This is a genomic window from Chryseobacterium sp. Leaf404, assembly GCF_001424145.1.
Taxonomy (GTDB): Bacteria; Bacteroidota; Bacteroidia; order Flavobacteriales; family Weeksellaceae; genus Chryseobacterium.
This window is the reverse complement of sequence record NZ_LMQM01000011.1, coordinates 236,835-255,111: the sequence shown is the minus strand read 5'-3', so window position 1 is coordinate 255,111 and position 18,277 is coordinate 236,835. Positions and strand designations below refer to the sequence as shown.

Below are 18,277 nucleotides of genomic sequence, written 5' to 3'. Positions count from 1 at the left end.
AATTTTCAAAAATCCCACTTTACAATTAAATAATAAAATTAAATAAACCCCCGAACCTCGCATCCCGAATCCCGAATCCCGCACCTTGAATCTCCAATCCCGCATCTCGAACCCCGAATCACGAACCTCGCACCCCGGATCTCGAACCTCGCATCTCAAATTTCAAACCTCAAATTTCAAATTAAGCTTTATATTTACAAAAATTTAATACAGCTATGTTAAAAGCAGGTTTGGTAGGTGCAGGTCATTTAGGAAAAATCCATTTGAGGCTTCTTAATCAGTCAGATAAATATGAATTTGTTGGTTTTCACGATAAAGATGCCGAAAACGGCAGAAAACTCGAAGCAGAATTCGGGTACAAATATTTTGAAAATTTTGATGAGTTGCTGGATCAGATAGAGATGCTGGACATTGTGACGCCAACACTTTATCATTACGATTATGCTTTAAAAGCAATTGAAAAAGGACTTCATTTCTTCATCGAAAAACCGGTGACCCAAACATTGGAACAGGCCGAAGAAATTGTAAGAAAATGCCGTGAAAACGGTATCAAAGCACAGGTAGGGCATGTTGAAAGGTATAATCCTGCGTTTATTGGTGCGAAGGATTATATTCAGGATCCGATGTTTATTGAAATTCACCGTCTGGCAGAATTTAATCCACGCGGGACTGATGTTTCGGTAGTTTTGGATTTAATGATTCACGATCTTGATATTTTGTTGAGTGTGGTTAAATCCAAGGTGAAAAATATCCACGCAAGCGGTGTTTGCGTGGTGAGTAAAAGTCCGGATATTACGAATGCGAGAATTGAATTTGAAAATGGATGTGTAGCCAATTTAACGACTTCAAGAATCTCAATGAAAGCGATGAGAAAAAGCCGTTTCTTCCAGAAAGATGCTTATATTTCTGTAGACTTCTTAGAGAAAAAAGCCGAAGTTATCCGAATGAAAGAAGCTCCGGAAAACCCAACACCTTTCGATATGATTATTGAAAATGCTGAAGGTGAAAAGAATCAGATTTTATTTGAATACCCAAATATTCAGGCGAATAATGCCATTTTGGATGAATTGAATTCGTTTGCAGATGCTATTATTCAGGAGAAAAATGTAGAAGTTTCTTTGGAAGATGGGACTGAAGCTTTGAAGGTGGCGCTGGAGATTATGGAGTTGATTAAATAAGTTATAATGAACAAAATCAAAAATTATATTCTGCCGATACTGTTTGTGTATTTGTCTCTTCTCTGCTTATACGTGGCTTATCTTTACATCATCAGAGATTATAATATTACAAAAAGTATTTACCAGCCTTACAAAACTTTTTTGCAGATTTCTCCTTTCTCTTTTAACAATATTTTTATTGCTCCATTAAAAGGATTATTTGGTTTTATTGGTTTTAACCTGTTTGTATTTAAAAACAGGAGGGTCAATATATTTACTACTTTGTTTGTAGTTATGAATATGACAGAGGCGGTTTTGATGATCTTGTTTGAATTTTTCATCTTTAAAAATTTTTCAGACTATATAGATGAAACTGCAGTTGTTTTTACAACACTTTTATTTTCTGTTCTGGTATTTTTTTACTTTAAGGAGGTTACACTTAAAAAGCAAATCACCACAATTATTTGTGGAATTTTTCTTACAGTGATATCTTATTACTTACACTGATCTGAATAATTTTAGAAAAAAAAAGATTCACCATCTTAAATATAATACAATTTCTGGATCGAAAAAGAAACTCCTTAATTTTACAATTATTTTGAGTTGAAAAAATAAAAATCTTAAATTGCAAATCCCTTTCGGCGTATGAAAGGGATTTACTTTAGATAAAAAATTATGAAAAAAATAAGCTTACTATTCCTCCTGATTTCCGCATTTTTCTGTGCCCAGCAATCGGTTTTAGACAAGAAAATAAATGCAGTCGTAAAAGATAAAAAAGCAACAGTCGGAATTTCTGTTTTGGGATTTGAAAATGGTTTTAAATACAGTAAAAACGCGGAAAAAAAACTGCCGATGCAGAGTGTTTTCAAATTTCACATCGCTGCAGCGGTTTTGGATTATGTTGATAAAGGAAAACTGTCTCTCGATCAGAAAGTTTTACTGACGAAAGATAATTTAATGCAAAACACATGGTCGCCTTTGCGTGATAAATATCCAAACGGTGGAGTAGAAGTTCCTTTGAGTGAAATTTTGGAGCTTACCGTGGCACAAAGCGATAACAGCGGTTGCGATATCTTGCTCGGACTTTTGGGCGGACCAAAAACAGTGCAGCAGTTTTTTGATTCTAAAAATGTAAAGAATTTTCAGATTATTTCCGGCGAGGCAGAAATGCACAAAGACTGGAAAGTTCAGTATAAAAATTATTCCACCACAAACGCTGCGGTGGATGCTTTAAAAAAATTCTACGACGGAAAACTTCTTTCTGAAAAATCGACAGAATATCTGATGAAAGTAATGCTTTCCACATCTACCGGAAAAAATAAACTGATTGAGCAGCTTCCCAAAAACACGCCTGTGGCAAGGAAAACGGGATCTTCAGGAAAGAATGATGCAGGTCTTACAGGCGCTGAAAACGAGATTGCCATCGTCACTTTACCCAATGGCAAACATTATGCAATAGCTGTATTCGTCAGCAACTCAACAGAAAGCAGCGAGGTCAACTGTAAAATGATTTCAGATATTTCTAAAGTTGTCTGGGATTATTTTAATAAATAGAAATTTAAGCTTAATTTTAAAAACTTCAAAAATGAAAAAAGTATTATTAATATTCGGGATTTTCACTTCTGCAATTTTCTTTGCACAGAAGAGCGAAAACTTTTACCAGATCAGCTACAACAGCATTTGCTGCGGGCCACCTTCAGAAAAGCCTGTGCGTGATTATATCCAGAAATTTCAGGGTAAAAATAAAAGCAAAACCGTTGAGATTTATAAGCAGACCGGTTTGGGAAGAGAAGGTGAATTCAAACTTTTTGTAGGAATTGATGCGCTTTCAAAATCAAACAGAAGAAAATTTATTTCGGGTCTTGAAGCTGCGATTAATGCACAGAATAATTCAAAGGGAGGAAGCGATGGAACAGTAGATTTCATGGGGACTTTTATGGTTTCAAAAAGTGCTTTATCAGCTTTACCCAACACTACTTTAAACAAAACAGAAATAACAAAACAGAAAATAAAATGATCAAAAACATTGTAGTTATCGGCGCAGGAACCATGGGGAATGGGATCGCACACACTTTCGCACAAAGCGGTTTTAAAGTAAATCTTGTGGATGTTTCTCAGGATGCTTTAGATAAAGGTTTAAAAACGATAACCACCAATCTTGACAGAATTATTGCAAAAGGAAATCTTACGGAAGAGCAAAAAGCTGAAACTTTAGGAAATATTTCAACTTTTACAGAGTTGAAAAACGCTGTAACCGATGCGGATCTTGTAGTGGAAGCAGCAACGGAAAATCAGGATCTGAAACTAAAAATCTTCGCTCAGATGGATGAATTTACACCTGAAAACTGCATCTTATCTACAAACACTTCTTCTATTTCTATCACTAAAATTGCTGCCGCTACAAAAAGAGCAGACAAGGTAATCGGGATGCACTTTATGAATCCGGTTCCGATTATGAAACTGGTGGAAATCATCAAAGGATATTCTACTTCAAAAGAAACTTTTGATGCGATCTACGAAATGAGCAAAACTTTAGGAAAAGTTCCTGTTGAGGTGAACGATTATCCGGGTTTTGTGGCGAACAGAATTTTAATGCCGATGATCAACGAATCCATCGAAACTTTGTACAACGGCGTTGCGGGTGTTGAAGAAATTGATACGGTGATGAAGCTTGGAATGGCGCATCCGATGGGGCCGCTTCAGTTGGCAGATTTTATCGGACTTGATGTTTGTCTTGCCATTTTAAATGTAATGTACGACGGCTTCAAAAATCCGAAATATGCCCCGAATCCATTGTTAGTGAACATGGTAATGGCTGGAAAATTAGGAGTAAAATCCGGTGAAGGTTTCTACGATTATTCCGAAAGCAAAAAAGCTGAAAAAGTGGCTAAGATGTTTGTGAAGAAGTAAATAAGTGAAAGGTGAATAAGTCAAATGTGAATTTTAGCAATATTATAAATTCACTTCGAAGAAAATTGACTTGCATAGCAAAATTCACTATTTTCACATCTTATGAATTTTAAAGAAAGAAACATTCAGATATCAATGGTCATCATTACTTTAGTGATGACCATTTTGCGTTTTTTACTGAACGAAAAGGGTAGGGTGAATCCGGATTCCATCAGATACATGAGGTTTGCCCACGTTTTGCCGGAAATGGATAACACGATTACACCGCTCGGATATCCTTTATCCATCAAATTCTTTACATTATTCGGAACTGATGAGTTTTGGGCAAGCAAAATTGTTGGGATTGTTTCGTTTCTTTTCATCATATTTTTTGCGTGGAAAAAGAAATTTTATTTCAGGGAAACTGTTGTGCTTTGCTCGCTTTTCAGTTTTGTTTCCATCTTTTCTTTTACGATGAGTGAAGCATTGATTTTGCCTTTCGTATACCTGTTTTTTTATTGTGCGCATCAGATTATAAACGGAAAAATTTCTGGTGGAAAAGCCGTTTTCTACCTTTCAGTATCGCTGATTGCTTTATATAATATCAGATACAGTTCTCTGTTTTTCGTTGGAGGAACCGGACTTTTCGGATTGATTTACTGGAGGAGAAATTATGCTAAAACCTTTACTGTTTCAGCATTTATTGGGCTTGTTTTTATGATCGCATATAAATTTTTGTTTATAGATTACTTTAATTCAAATTACATCAATGAAGCCTTAGAAATTGGCCTCAATCCGACCTCTAAATTAATACCTGAGTTTTTCCAGGGACTTTCGACTTCTTTTAATCCTTTCATTCATATAGCTGATCCGGGTGGAGGAAAAATCAATTTTGCCATTTACGGAGTGGGGGCTGTGAGTATTTTGCTAATGCTTTATCTGTTTTTTACTAAAAGACTTTCTGAAACTGATAAATTTCTTTTTTTGATTGGTGTTTGCGGTATTGTCTGCTCTTATTTTATACAGTATTTTTATTGGATTACACCGCTGGATTATCGCTTACTGGCTCCGTTTTCATTCCCGGTTTGGCTGGTTTATCTAAAAAAGCTGTTTGAGACCTTTAAAGTTAAAACCTATGCTTTGGGGTTTTTAAGCTTACTTTCTGGTGTTTTTTTTACATGGCTTTCCAAAGGAGATTATCTTGAAAACCGGAGAGAAATTACCCGGTTTTTAAAAGCTGAGAAACTGCAGAATGCAAAGCTTCTTTATTATGTAAAAGATATTGAAGATTTGGATGAAGGGCAGATTGGTGAGCTCATCAGCACAGTAAATTCAGATTTAGATTTCACATTGAAAGCCAGTGATACCATAAAAAATACAACGTTAACACAACATAAAGTTTTGGAAAAAATTAAGCTCAGAAAGAATAAGTTTCAATAATTTTATTATCTTTGATTAAAGTTAAAACATTATAAAAAATGAAATTACCAAAGTTTTTATTAGCAGATAATTCGGAATTTCCAGAAGATTTATTCGTGGTTCACACAGAGTATCCAAGATTTATCCTGAACGTTGAAGAAGAGGAAGTTGAGTGGCTGGATGATTTGGAAGGCGATGATGAAGAATCGATGGCAGATGAAGCAACTAAGGTTGTAGAAGCCGCATTCAAGTGGTGCGACGAAGAGTTAGCTAAGTACGACGAAGAAGAGGAAGACTAAGAATCAACAAAAAAATATCAAGCTGTCATTATTTTGGCAGCTTTTTTTGTGCTCTGAAAAGAAAATCAACCGTGCGCTTTTCTCACTTTGATTAAAGTTAATACAAATAATCCCAGAATTCCCATCACCAGATAACCTTCTGCTACTTCGAGCTGGATTTCAGGTTTTAAAATGGCAACAATTCCATAGCTGATGGCTGAGGTGATGATGAAAGCCATTCCGCCGGTTAATCCGCCTGCAATTCCCGCAGAATTTGGAAATCTTCCGATACAGTAAGAGAAATAATTGTTGAAAATAAACCCTGCTGTCACATGAATCACAAACGCAAAAGCTACAAGACTGTAAATCGTATTGAGAAAAAATGAAGCAAAAAGCATCAGCCCAATTAAACCGATCTGTAAAAAATTAGCCATTCTGATCTTTGGTAAAAAAGCTCTGTTGATCAATGCCTTACCCAAAAATCCGCCAAGCATCCAGGCAAATCCTAAAATCAGCGAAACATAGCCTGCCACCACTTCAGAATATCCCATTTTGTGCTCAATAATAAAAGATCCGCAGAGATTAAAAAACATGATCATCGAGTAACTCAGGCCGCACATCAGCATTCCGTAGAAGAAATCTTTGGCTCTGAACATCATGCTGTATTCTTTTTTCAGCAGATTTAAACTTAAAACTTTCTTCAACATTAAGGTTTCACCGGAGAAAATGAATTCTGATATCAGGAGAATAAAGCTGTAGCCTGCCAACACATAAAAATTGGATTCCCAACCAAATATTTTTTGGAGATAACCACCGATAAACGGAGCAATGATAGGACCTACAGACCATACAATCGTCATAATACTGAGGTAATGTTTACGTTCGTCACCTTCATATACATCCACAAAAAACGCTCTTTTGGCCACCACCGCAAATCCCGAAAGCGCCCCCTGGAGAATCCTCATCGCATAAATCACATAAATATTGTCAGTATTGGCAGTGATTAAAAATGAAATTACAAAAAGAGCCAGTGAAATAAGTGTAATTCTGTAACGACCGTAAGAATCTACAACACTTCCCGCAAAAAACTGAGTCACACCATAGCTGATTAAAAACAGAGAAAGTGTAAGCTGGATGCTGCTTTCAGGCAGATGAAGATCTCTGGCCATGCTCGGCATGCTCGGTAAGTAAATATCCGTTGCAAGACCAGACATTGGGATCACTGCAAACGCAAGAATGGTTGCAATGAATTTGTTTTTTTCAGTAAGCATCAGCATTAATTTTTTCGAAGACAAAACTCCGGTTTTTATCTGAATATCTGAGGTAATGACGATGAATAAAAGTTAAATATCATATTAAAAAATTCAATCACCAGAATTGAAGCAGTGAGAAATAAGTAATCTGAATATTTTTTTGTTCAGATAATATTTTCTGAAGAATCTTGTGAGATCATCTGAATTTATTTCTGAAATTATGACGGGAAAGCCATGGAAAATGGGGTGAATTAAAGTATTTTTCACTTTTTAAAAGTAAACATTTCAATTTAATTTTGTAATTTTAAACATATCAAAAAAGAATAATTTTGAGAAACAGAAATCAGGTCTAATCAAAAATATCAGAAATTATGGAAAATGTACAGTTTAAAATATCAGAATATCAGGATGAGCTTCAAATGTATAAAGATGGTGAGAAAGCAGGATACATGTCGATTTCCATCGATGGAAGATTGATTGATGTGTATTATACAAAAATAAACCCCGAACTTGAAGGTCAGGGTTATGCCAAATTACTGCTTGACGAGCTCGTGCGTGTTGCCGAAGAAAAAGATTATATGATCGATCCGGAATGTGATTTCGTAAGACAGCAGCTCGAAAACCATCCTAAAAGATACCGGGGAATCTGGCATGATTAGCCTATTCCCACCATTTTTCAAAATTCTTGTTTTCTTGATCTAAATATAAAATCTCTCCAATTTTTGGCGTAAGCACAGAGAGATTTTTTTCTTTTGCACCTGAAGAAATTTTTTGCAGAGGTTCTGCCCACGGGTGCAGTGCAAGTGCAAATTTTCCGGAATGTACAGGGATAACCTGCTTTACATTCAAATCTGAAGAGGCTTGAAGAACATCTGCAGGAAGTGTGTGAATATATTTCCATGCTTCATTGTACTGTCCGTTTTCCATAACAGCAAAATCAAAAGGTCCGTATTTTTCTCCGATCATTTTAAAATGACTGTCATACCCGCTGTCGCCGCCCAGATAAAGTTTCAGATCATTACTTTCAAGAACGTAAGACGTCCATAAAGTATTGTTTCTTTTAAATTTTCTGCCGGAAAAATGCCTTGCAGGCGTAAAGGTAATGTGAAGATTATTTTTCAGTACAAAACTTCCGCCCCAGTCTTCCTCCAGAATCTGTTCTTCAGCATAACCCCATTTTTCGAAATGTGCGCCAACGCCTAACGGAAGAATGACCTGCTTTATTTTGGGCCTCAGATCCTTAACTGTGGGATAATCCAAATGGTCATAATGGTCGTGGGTGATGACCAGATAATCAATCTCGGGCATAGATTCAGCTGTGTAAAAATCTGCACCGGGAAAGGCTTTATTGAAAAGCTGCACGGGAGATCCGAATTTACTGAATACAGGATCGATAAGAAAACTCACGCCGTTAAGCTGTATAAAATAGGATGAATGACCAAACCAGATAAAGATGTTGTCTTCTTTTTTCAGATTTTTGAGGTCGGTATCTACAGAAGGGATGCTTTTTCTGGGCTTTAAATCTGGATCCTTTTTACCAAACAGAAAATTCATCATCACCTTCGGCATGCTTTCTCCTTCCGCAAGCTGAGGCGTTTCGCTGAGGTTTTGAAACTGCCCGTTTCTGAAATTTTGAGACTGCAGAATCCTCTGTTTTCTTCTACCGGAAGATTCTGCGCCAAAAACATCACCTGCCAGAAAATAAGAGATGAAACCACCGGCCACTGCTATAATTGCGATTAAATAGAACATATTTTAGTTTTTTATTTGAAAATTTTGTTTAAACCTAAATTATATAACGGTTTGATGATAAAAATACCTTTAAAGTTCCAAAACTTTTTTATTTTTAAGTACTAAAACTACTTTACTTTGAAAAAACTCGGTATTCTTTTCATTCTTTGCACCATCATTTCCTGCGGATCAGTACAAAAATACAACAGACAAAGACTTGCAAAAATAGCTCCGGAAAAGCTTAGACAAGACGTAGATTACACCTACAGAAAGCTGAAAGAGCTTCATCCCAATCTCTTCTGGTATATTGCAGAGAAAGATTTAACCAAAAAATTTGACAGTCTGAAAATGAGCATCACAGATTCTCTTTCTCCTGTCGATTTTTATTTTAAACTTCAGCCGGTGGTGGCAGATATTAAAGAAGGTCATCTTGCGGTGAGAATTCCGGGTAAAAGATATTCGAACAAAGAAATCCGCGGGATGAAAAACAAGAAAGGGCTTTTTACCAGACTGGATTACTATGTTGAAAATCAAAAACTGTACGTTAAAAACAATAAAGATTCGATAGAAAATATCCTTCCGGGAACTGAGATTCTCTCCATCAACGGCGTTCCTGTGGAAAATTATATGAAGAAATACAGAAAACTGATGACCAGTGACGGGTTTAATACTACATTTTATCCTTATTATCTGAAAGACGGTTTTTTCAATTATTACTCTGCAGAAATAGGATTTTTAGACAGTGCAAAAGTTGAAACGAAGTATGATGATGTGATAAAAACAGTAAATCTTACACGAGAATCTAAATCTGAAGCTGACAAAGAAAAAGACAAAGCACAGAAAAAAGGAAATACAGAAAAGCGCACCAATGACTATGTTGCAGCAACTGATTCTTACAACAGAAGTTTTACATATCTGGATGGAGACAGCACGATTGCTTATATTAAAGTGAAAAGTTTTTCAAAATCTTATTCAAACCGTTTTTATGAGGAAACCTTTCAGAAAATTAAAGATAAAAAAGCCACACACCTGGTGATTGACGTCCGGGAAAATTACGGAGGTTCGCTTTCTGAGATTACAAATCTGTACTCTTATCTTGCTAAAGAACCTTTTACGCTGGTGAATAAGCCGGAGATGACCTCAAAATACAGTCCGCTGAAAACCAATTACTTCAAAAAATCAAATCCTTTGGTTTTTGTGATCAAGGCCATCATGTCACCGGTTATTTTTACAAGACAGCTGCTGGTAGGCATAAAAGGAGCAGACGGAAAGGCATATTACAGAATGAAACAAAGCAAAGAAACGAAACCCAGAGAAACTGCTTTTCACGGTAAAGTATATGTGTTGATCAACGGCGGAAGTTTTTCGGCATCATCAATTATTACTTCAAAACTGAAAAACGATCAGCGTGCAGTTTTGGTGGGTGAAGAAACAGGTGGTGCGAATGACGGAACGGTTGCAGGATTTTACTCTTATCAAAGCCTTCCAAATTCTAAACTGCAGCTTCCGATTGGCGTGCTGTTTATACAGCCGAATATCACTTTTACGGGGACAAAAAAAGGAGTTACCCCAAATGTTGAAATACTGAATACTCTTGAAAGCACTTTAAATAAACAGGATCTGCAACTGGAGTGGGTGAAAACCGAGATTCAAAAAGAGAAATCCGGAAATTAATATCTTTGGGTTGAGGTTGAGGTTGAGGTTGAGGTTGAGGTTGAGGTTGAGAATTGGACAAAATAAAAGCCTTATGATTAAATTTCATAAGGCTTTATGGATATCATATTACATTAGTGTTTCACAATTTCTTTTACAATTCCGCCTTGAGGTTCTCTAACGGTTTGGGTGAAAATGAATGCTTTCGGGTCAATAGCCCGAACGATATTCTGTAATTTTCTTACTTCCAGACGGGTGACAATCGTGAAAATAATATCGGCGTCCTGGCTGTGCTCGAAGGATTCTTTCATGAAACCTCTTTCACCTCTGTAAACGGTAATCCCTTTATTCATCGTCAAAACCAAAGCTTTTTTTATCTCTTCACTGTTTCCGGAGACGATCGTAACTCCTGTGTAGGCTTCTATTCCCTCAATCACATATTTGGTGATCTGGCTGGCCACAAGATAAGTCATAATCGCATACAGAGCGGTTTCAACCTTGAGGAAGACGGCTGCAATAATAAAAATAATGACGTTCATACCCAAAATAATTTCAGTGATGCTGAAACTGCTTTTTTTGAATGTCAGCAGAGCTAAAACCTCCATTCCGTCGAACGTTCCGCCACCACGCATGGAAAGCCCAATCCCAATTCCCATGAAAAATCCGCCAAACATAGCGACTAATAATTTATCGTGTGTCATTTCCGGAAAAGGAACGAAAGATATGGTGACAATAATCAATAATATCGTAAGAAAACTTCTTACAGCAAAATGTTTCCCGATCTGAAAATAGGCCAGAATCACGAAAGGAAGATTTAAAACCAATAAAACAACACCCAGATTCCAGTGATAGACTTCGTGGATTAAAAGTGAAATTCCGGTAACGCCGCCATCCAAAAAATGGTTGGGAACGAGGAAAGATTTTAAAGCAAAACTGGCAGAAATCACTCCTGAAATAAGATAGATTACATCCGAAAAAGTGAAAAGTGGACCATGTTTAGTAGTTTCTGAACTCATACAGTGATTAATCTTTTTTTAGTTTTCTTTTAATAATATCCAGATTAGCCTGCTTTTTTTCTTTTCTTGTACTGATGGCAGTTTCTGTGAAATAATGATGGCTTTCAAGGAATTTTTCCTGGAGCAAATTCCAGTCGCGTTCAGAATTGACGATGCCGAACATCGAAAGTTCTTCAAATAATTTATCTCCAATCACAAAAAAATCATCTCTACCCAGATAATCCAGATCAGCATCTGCCAGAATCTGTTCCAAATGGGTGTGCGGCGTCTGCGGGATTTTAGTCGCCATAATCATCCCTTTAATTTTCTCAGTCTGCAGTTCAGAATATCCGTAATCTGAGAGATATTCTTCAGCAATTTCGCAGGATTTTTCCTCATGATTTTTAGAGCCGTATAAAAATCCGGTGTCATGAAAGAGAGCGGCTGTTTTGAGGAGTATCAGATCTTCTTCGTTTACCTTTTCAGCTTCTGCAATTTTCTCTACAGAATCAATCACGTCTTTTACATGCATTACACTGTGATAAGAAAGGTGCTCAGGAAGATTTTCCCGGAGTCTGCTGATAATGATTTTTTTTAGTTTTTCGTATTCCATATTTAAAATAGAAAATGTGTTTAAATTTTTAGCCGCAAAAGTCACAAAAGCTGTCTGGTTTTTATTTAAAGCTTTACAAGTAATCTTGAGAAGTTCAAAAAAAAGCAGAACTTGAAATTAATAAATTTTTTTTTTGGTCTTTTTAAAATCCGAAAAGTTTCTCTGATCAACTTTTGTGGTTTTAAAGTTCTCTGATTTTTGATTGTATTTAATCTTTTATTTCCAGCGCAAAATACATGTCCATGTCACCTTTTCCTTTGGTGTGAATTTTCCCTCTGTATTCGCAGATTACCTTGTCGTGTATCAGTTGATAGGTAGATTCTGAAATATTTATCTTTCCTTTTTCGCTGTTTTGTTCCATTCTGGCGGCAGTATTCACGGTATCGCCCCAAATGTCGTAAGCGAATTTTTTTACTCCCACAATTCCCGCAATCAAAGAGCCTGAATTAATCCCGATTCTGATATCCAAAGCATTAGGATTGGTCTTTTTTCTTTCTTCGATAAACTGAATAATGTCTAATGCTACCAAGGTGGTCTGATAGGCATGATTTTCATTTTTCAAAGGTAAACCGCATACCGCCAAATAGGCATCACCAATGGTTTTTATCTTTTCCAAACCGTGCTTCTCCATAATTAAATCGAAGGCGGTGAAACATTCATTGAGTTCTACCAGCATTTTTTCGGCTCCCAGTTTCTCAGAACTTTGGGTAAAATTAACAAAATCGGTAAATAAAACAGTGACTTCATCGTAATATTTAGCCTCCGAACTTCCGTTTTCCTTCAATTCTTCCGCTACCTCATGGGGAAGAATATTCAAAAGTAAATTCTCTGTTTTCTGTTTTTCTTTCTGAAGTTCAAAGGTTCTTTCATCTACCTGCTTCTCAAGCAGATCGTTTTGATCCTGAAGAATCTGCTGTTTTTCCTGTTCCTGTTTTAGATTAATATCAGAAAGACGGTTCACTTCATCAAGCTGTTTGGTTAAGCTCAGATTGGTGGATGCAAACTGCCACCCAAGATATGCGGAAATTGAAATTGGAAAGCTGATAATAATTAAAACCAAAACAAATGTACCGAATGCATCTCCGGAAAATATTGAAGGCAGTGCAATGTTCATAGAGTCCAGAATATTTGCAATGATGGCCAGAATAATAATTGCAAAAAATGTAAGAATGCCGCCTCCTACAATGAACGCAGATTTTTCTCTTCTTATCATGGCACGTATGATGAGATACAGAGATTCAAACCAAACGAAAAATATGTAAAAAACCAAAATGCCAACAGCGGATTTTGCAGAAAAGTAATAGAGTAGAAGTAAAGCTGCAGCGATGCCGAGCATGATTTTCAGTCTGATCTTTGTTCTTCCGAAGAGGGTGTTTACAAAACCTGTAAGAGACGCACCAAAAAGAAGTATAGCGAGAAAAGAAAGAAAGCTGTAGAGGTCTACACTGTCTGGGTCTGTCATCTGATAAAAAGAAAGAACCATATAACTGAGCAGGCCTATGGATAAATTGTAAATAGAAAAATAAAGATTGTAAACCGCTTTTCTGTAGAACAGAAACAGCAGCAAATGAATAAATCCTAATGCCGAAAACACACCACAGATGAGCATTGCTATGAAGTTGAAGCCTTCAGTCATCTCTATATTTTCTTCCATAAATTCGTTGGCAGAAGCCAGCTCCACATCAAGTGCTACCGGACTGTAGTTGATCGCTGTCTTCTTTTCATTCACGATGGGCAGAAAACGGATGGCCAGTACATTGACGTCTGTATTATGTAAAGAAAATAACTGAGGAACATCATTCTTTATTTTAAAAACCCTTGTCTTAGAATCTCCTATTTTACCGATGCTTTGAACTTTTTTGCCATTCAGATAAATTTCAGATGCACCCACCTGCTTCACATCAAAACATAATGGCTCGTTAATCAGTGTAGAATCTATTTTAAAATAAAATCGCACCCAGTAAGGATGATCTTTGGTGTAATTTTTTTTTAAAGCAAATTCTTGATTTTTCCATTTAGAATCATCAAATTCAAAAGACGAAAAATCAGGGTTGTCTCCCGCAAAGAATTTGCCTGGTTCATTTATTTCTGCACCATCTTTAATTTCTTTTGCAGTAAAGATTTTTGGTTTCTCACGTGAATTTTGTGCAAAAAACAAGTTGTGCACAGCAACCAGTGTTACAATTAAAAAAGTGAAGAGTATATTTTTTTTCAAGATACAGAGTTTTGGCGATTAGCTTATGCACAAAAATAGAAAAATCATTCTGTTAAACAACAGAATGATTTTAATTGAGAAAAAATTTACTCTTTACTTCAATGATGCAATCGCCGCTTCGTAATCTGGCTCCTGGCCAATTTCAGGCACCTGCTCTGTATAAATTACTTTTGCTTTTTCATCCAAAACAACCACAGCTCTGCTCAAAAGTCCTTTGAAAGGAGAATCTGTAAGAGTTACACCATAATCTTCTCCAAAGTTCCCTCTGAAATCTGATAATGTTTCCACATTATTTAAACCTTCTGCAGCACAAAATCTTGATAAAGCAAATGGAAGATCTCTCGAAACATTAATCACAACAGTATTCTCAAGCGTAGAAGCTTCCTCGTTGAATTTTCTTGCAGAAGCCGCACAGATTCCTGTATCAATACTTGGGAAGATGTTTAGAACCACTCTTTTCCCAGTGTAATCAGCAAGATTTTTTTCAGACAAATCTGAAGATACCATTGTAAATTCCTGCGCGTTTTTTCCTATTTCCGGCAGGCTTCCTATTGTATTGATCGGGCTTCCTTTAAATGTAATTGTAGACATAATTTATTTTTTTTAAGTTGTATCAAATTTAGGTAAATCATAAAATAATGTCTTCTTCGGAATGGTTAAATAATTCTTAAAATTATTCTGTGTCATGAAGTATAAAATAGAAATTTAATTTGTAAAAACCTGTCTTGTAAAACCAATATTTCCCACTAACTTTAATCTTTAAATATCAAAACTATTAATACTATTTCTAATGAATTCAGGCAACGAAAATCCCTTTGGAGAAATCTTTAAACACGAAAACCAAATTCCTTCAGAATTTAAAACCGAAGTAATCCATCAGAGAGAATATCTTCTCAACGGTGAACTTGTCCCCTGGAACGGAGAAACCACTAATATTTACTCTCCGGTGTGCATCCGCACAGAGAATGGTTTAGAAAGAAAACTTCTGGGAAGCATCCCAAACATCGGCGTAAAAGAAGCCATGGACGTTTTGGAAGCTTCTGTAAAAGCCTATGACAACGGCCTCGGCGATTGGCCAACGATGTCTGTAGACGCAAGAATTAAATGCATGCAGAAATTTGTCTATCTCATGATTCAGGAGCGGGACTTGGTGATTAAGCTCCTGATGTGGGAAATCGGAAAAACACTCCCGGATTCTACAAAAGAATTCGACAGAACTGTAGATTATATCAACCAAACCATTGATGCCTTAAAAGATCTTGACCGTGAATCTTCCCGTTTTCAGCAGGCTGAAGGCACAATTGCCCAGATCCGGAGAGCTCCTCTCGGTGTGGTTTTAAGTATGGGGCCTTTTAATTATCCCTTAAATGAAATCTTCACCACGCTTATTCCCGCATTAATTATGGGGAATACGATTATTTTTAAACTTCCGAAACACGGCGTTTTGGCACATTATCCTTTATTGAAAGCCTTCCGTGAGGCCTTCCCGAAAGGTACGGTGAATACTCTTTACGGAAAAGGTTCAGAAATTATCACTCCCATCATGGAAAGCGGAAAAGTAAATGTTTTAGCCTTCATCGGATCGAGTAAAGTAGCCAACGGATTAAAAAAAATACACCCGAAAGTGAACCGTCTAAGAGCAATTTTAAGTCTGGATGCCAAAAATGCTGCAATTGTTACAAAAAACGCCAATCTCGATGTTGCTGTGAGTGAATGTCTCTTGGGTGCCTTGTCATTTAACGGACAGAGATGTACGGCTTTGAAATTAATTTTTGTTCAGAAAGAGGTTGCAGAAGAATTTACCCAAAAACTGAGTAAAGCGGTAAGCGAAATGAAACCAGGCCTGCCTTGGGAAAAAGATGTGAAAATCACACCGCTTCCGGAAACCAATAAACCTGATTACCTGAAAGAATGCCTTGACGATGCAAAGAAAAAAGGCGCCGCAATTTTAAACAAAAACGGAGGTTTTACCGAAGAATCATTGGTCTTTCCTGCCGTTGTCTTTCCTGTAAATTCTGAAATGAAACTGTATCATGAGGAGCAGTTTGGTCCGGTGATCCCGGTTGTACCTTTTGATAGTATTGAGGAACCAATTGAATATCAAGTGAATGCTTCCCACGGGATGCAGGTAAGTATTTTCAGTGAAGATGCCGTAGAAATTTCAAAACTTATTGATCCTTTTGTCAATTTGGTGAGCAGAGTAAATATCAACTGTCAGTCACAGCGTGGCCCGGATGTATTTCCGTTTACGGGGAGAAAAGACAGTGCAGAAGGTACCCTCTCTGTGTTCGATGCATTGCGTTCGTTCTCAATTCGGTCACTGGTTGCTGCAAAAGCTACAGATTCCAACAAAAATCTTCTGAACACCATTGTGAGAGATCATGATTCTAATTTTCTGAGTACAGATTATCTGTTTTAAGATTTAGAATATAATTAAACACAGAGTGCACAGAGATTTTTTCCTGCAGAATTTAGGAAGCTTCACAAAGTCATAAACCTGCAGAAGATTAATGAGTTTTAAAAATTAAAATTGATATAACTTTTATAAGCTTTAGCTCCTTTGTAAAGCAAAAAGATGCTTAATATTGAAAAGCATAGTGAACTTCTTGTTCATAATTCCAACATTATCAAAATGCAAAATAATATGAAATTCAAACAAATCTGGGCAAATTTTGCCGTAGCAAATCTTCATAGAACAGAAATATTCTATAGAGATTTAGGTTTAAAATTAAATTATTCTTGTGTAGAAACAACAGACAAACCAAAGATCGTGAGTTTTTTCTTTGGCGAATCTGATTTTGTAATTCATTTTTTCGAAAAAGAACAGCTTGAATTTGCAATGAACGGAAAAGCAAGTGACCTGGAAAATGGTAATGAAATTATCTTCTCAATCTCTGCTAATACAGAGAACGAGGTAAATGAATGGGCTGACAAAGTTAAGAATGCAGGCGGGAAGATCCATAAAGAAGCAAAAATGCAGGAGGATGGCTATTATTATTGCGTTTTTTCGGATCCTGACGGGCATAAATTCAATGTTTTACTGGTCGGAAAAGGTATGTAAAGCTAAATTAAAAAAATTCGGGCGGCCAAAAATGACCGCCCGAATCAATGATATAGTAATGTCTAATTTGAAGTCAGAAACCTTCTCAGAATTTCATTGAGTTTTTCTGCATGCGTTATATTCAGTCCGTGTGGTGCGCCTTCAATGACTACAAGTTCGCTGTTTGCAATTCCTGTAGCAGCCTGTCTTGCAGAGGTTTCAATGGGAACAATTTTATCGTCATCACCGTGAACGATCAGTGTTTTTTTATCTACATTTCCCAATTCTGATCGGAAATCTGTGTCAGCCCACGCTTCGGCTGTTTTTAACGTTGCCATCGGGCATGCCTGAGATGATGTCTGCCAGTCATAATTCAGCTGTGCCTGGCTTACAGTTTGTGATAACAGTCCGTAATTGTAGAAATTTTTGTGAAATGTTTCTAAGAATGTTACTCTTTCTTTTTTCAGACTTTCTAAAATTCCATTCAGATCGGCAACAGGAACTCCGTCCGGATTGTCGTTTTTCTGTTTCACCAAAGGAATTATAGATGCTATCAGGGCAACTTTATCAATATTTTCTGAACCAAAATTGGTGAAATATCTTACCACTTCGCCTCCGCCCATAGAGAAGCCCATCAGGATTACATTTTTAAGCTCCAGCTGAGTGATTAATTCATGTAAATCTGCCGTTAAAGCATTATAATCATACAAATCTCCTGTAGGTAAAGATTTCCCGAAGCCCCTTCTGTCATAGGTAATTACTCGGTAACCCAAATCTGTAAGAGCAGGTATCTGCAGTTCCCAGCTTCTGCCGCTCAAAGGCCAGCCATGAATCAAAATGATAGGCTGCCCGGAACCGAAGTCTTCGTAATAAAGATTGAAATTTTTGTCATTTTCTTTTGTGATGTAAGGCATAATTTAAAATTTTTAATTTGATGTAACTCAATTTTTACAAATACTGAGCCAGCAAAACATCTTCGCATCTCAGGATTTAAAAATTCTGTAACATTTTTTTAAAATCCTGACTAACATATC

Annotated in this window: 18 protein-coding genes; 10 read left to right on the top strand and 8 right to left on the bottom strand. The window is 36.6% G+C overall.

Translation table 11 applies throughout. The features are described 5' to 3' along the window. Positions 1-215 precede the first annotated feature (215 nt). The gene (locus tag ASG31_RS11005; RefSeq protein WP_056032125.1) at positions 216-1,178 is read left to right on the top strand and encodes a Gfo/Idh/MocA family protein; all 963 of its coding nucleotides are present in this window, start codon (positions 216-218) and stop codon (positions 1,176-1,178) included. Between the two features lie 128 nt (positions 1,179-1,306). On the opposite strand, the gene ASG31_RS18465 is transcribed toward ASG31_RS11005, so the two are convergent. Continuing rightward, positions 1,307-1,498, bottom strand: coding sequence for a hypothetical protein (locus ASG31_RS18465; RefSeq protein ID WP_131725544.1), 192 nt, complete (start codon positions 1,496-1,498; stop codon positions 1,307-1,309). 334 nt (positions 1,499-1,832) lie between these two features. Here ASG31_RS18465 and bla-A point away from each other — a divergent pair, with 334 nt between their 5' ends. From bla-A to ASG31_RS10975, 5 genes are all read left to right on the top strand, one after another. Beyond that, entirely contained in the window at positions 1,833-2,711 is an 879-nt protein-coding gene (gene bla-A / locus ASG31_RS10995; RefSeq protein ID WP_056032119.1) for a CGA/CIA family class A beta-lactamase, read from the top strand. Between the two features lie 31 nt (positions 2,712-2,742). Continuing rightward, on the top strand, positions 2,743-3,174 hold the full coding sequence (locus tag ASG31_RS10990) for a hypothetical protein (RefSeq protein WP_056032589.1): 432 nt from the start codon (positions 2,743-2,745) through the stop codon (positions 3,172-3,174). Beyond that, positions 3,174-4,067 carry a 3-hydroxybutyryl-CoA dehydrogenase gene (locus ASG31_RS10985; RefSeq protein ID WP_185113212.1) on the top strand — a complete coding sequence of 298 codons (894 nt, stop codon included), beginning with the start codon at positions 3,174-3,176 and terminating at the stop codon, positions 4,065-4,067. Before ASG31_RS10990 ends, ASG31_RS10985 begins: the two co-directional genes overlap by 1 nt. Positions 4,068-4,169: 102 nt before the next feature. After that, positions 4,170-5,486, top strand: a complete 1,317-nt coding sequence (locus ASG31_RS10980) for a hypothetical protein (protein ID WP_056032113.1) — start codon at positions 4,170-4,172, stop codon at positions 5,484-5,486. Positions 5,487-5,524: 38 nt separating this feature from the next. After that, complete coding sequence (locus tag ASG31_RS10975) at positions 5,525-5,764, top strand: hypothetical protein (protein WP_056032111.1); 240 nt, start codon at positions 5,525-5,527, stop codon at positions 5,762-5,764. Between the two features lie 65 nt (positions 5,765-5,829). On the opposite strand, the gene ASG31_RS10970 is transcribed toward ASG31_RS10975, so the two are convergent. Continuing rightward, positions 5,830-7,038, bottom strand: a complete 1,209-nt coding sequence (locus tag ASG31_RS10970) for an MFS transporter (protein ID WP_231433751.1) — start codon at positions 7,036-7,038, stop codon at positions 5,830-5,832. A gap of 329 nt (positions 7,039-7,367) precedes the next feature. Here ASG31_RS10970 and ASG31_RS10965 point away from each other — a divergent pair, with 329 nt between their 5' ends. Then, positions 7,368-7,655, top strand: coding sequence for a GNAT family N-acetyltransferase (locus tag ASG31_RS10965; protein ID WP_056032106.1), 288 nt, complete (start codon positions 7,368-7,370; stop codon positions 7,653-7,655). A gap of 1 nt (position 7,656) precedes the next feature. Here ASG31_RS10965 and ASG31_RS10960 read toward each other — a convergent pair whose 3' ends face one another. Continuing rightward, positions 7,657-8,748, bottom strand: coding sequence for an MBL fold metallo-hydrolase (locus tag ASG31_RS10960; protein ID WP_056032103.1), 1,092 nt, complete (start codon positions 8,746-8,748; stop codon positions 7,657-7,659). 117 nt (positions 8,749-8,865) lie between these two features. On the opposite strand from ASG31_RS10960, the gene ASG31_RS10955 reads away from it, so the two are divergent. Then, on the top strand, positions 8,866-10,401 hold the full coding sequence (locus ASG31_RS10955) for a S41 family peptidase (protein ID WP_056032101.1): 1,536 nt from the start codon (positions 8,866-8,868) through the stop codon (positions 10,399-10,401). A 113-nt stretch (positions 10,402-10,514) separates the two neighbouring features. Here ASG31_RS10955 and ASG31_RS10950 read toward each other — a convergent pair whose 3' ends face one another. From ASG31_RS10950 to tpx, 4 genes are all read right to left on the bottom strand, one after another. After that, the gene (locus ASG31_RS10950) at positions 10,515-11,396 is read right to left on the bottom strand and encodes a YitT family protein (RefSeq protein ID WP_056032099.1); all 882 of its coding nucleotides are present in this window, start codon (positions 11,394-11,396) and stop codon (positions 10,515-10,517) included. Positions 11,397-11,403: 7 nt separating this feature from the next. Continuing rightward, positions 11,404-11,988 carry an HD domain-containing protein gene (locus ASG31_RS10945; protein ID WP_056032095.1) on the bottom strand — a complete coding sequence of 195 codons (585 nt, stop codon included), beginning with the start codon at positions 11,986-11,988 and terminating at the stop codon, positions 11,404-11,406. Between the two features lie 208 nt (positions 11,989-12,196). Then, on the bottom strand, positions 12,197-14,203 hold the full coding sequence (locus ASG31_RS10940) for an adenylate/guanylate cyclase domain-containing protein (protein ID WP_056032092.1): 2,007 nt from the start codon (positions 14,201-14,203) through the stop codon (positions 12,197-12,199). Positions 14,204-14,296: 93 nt separating this feature from the next. Further along, positions 14,297-14,794 (bottom strand): thiol peroxidase, encoded by a 498-nt coding sequence (gene tpx, locus ASG31_RS10935; protein ID WP_056032088.1) that lies wholly within the window; start codon positions 14,792-14,794, stop codon positions 14,297-14,299. 199 nt (positions 14,795-14,993) lie between these two features. On the opposite strand from tpx, the gene ASG31_RS10930 reads away from it, so the two are divergent. Together ASG31_RS10930 and ASG31_RS10925 are read left to right on the top strand one after the other, a co-directional pair. After that, complete coding sequence (locus ASG31_RS10930) at positions 14,994-16,622, top strand: NADP-dependent glyceraldehyde-3-phosphate dehydrogenase (protein WP_056032085.1); 1,629 nt, start codon at positions 14,994-14,996, stop codon at positions 16,620-16,622. Positions 16,623-16,847: 225 nt separating this feature from the next. Beyond that, positions 16,848-17,264, top strand: a complete 417-nt coding sequence (locus tag ASG31_RS10925) for a VOC family protein (protein ID WP_056032586.1) — start codon at positions 16,848-16,850, stop codon at positions 17,262-17,264. A gap of 62 nt (positions 17,265-17,326) precedes the next feature. Here the strand turns inward: ASG31_RS10925 and ASG31_RS10920 are convergent, their stop codons facing one another. Continuing rightward, positions 17,327-18,157 carry an alpha/beta fold hydrolase gene (locus tag ASG31_RS10920; RefSeq protein ID WP_056032082.1) on the bottom strand — a complete coding sequence of 277 codons (831 nt, stop codon included), beginning with the start codon at positions 18,155-18,157 and terminating at the stop codon, positions 17,327-17,329. Between the last annotated feature and the right edge of the window lie 120 nt (positions 18,158-18,277).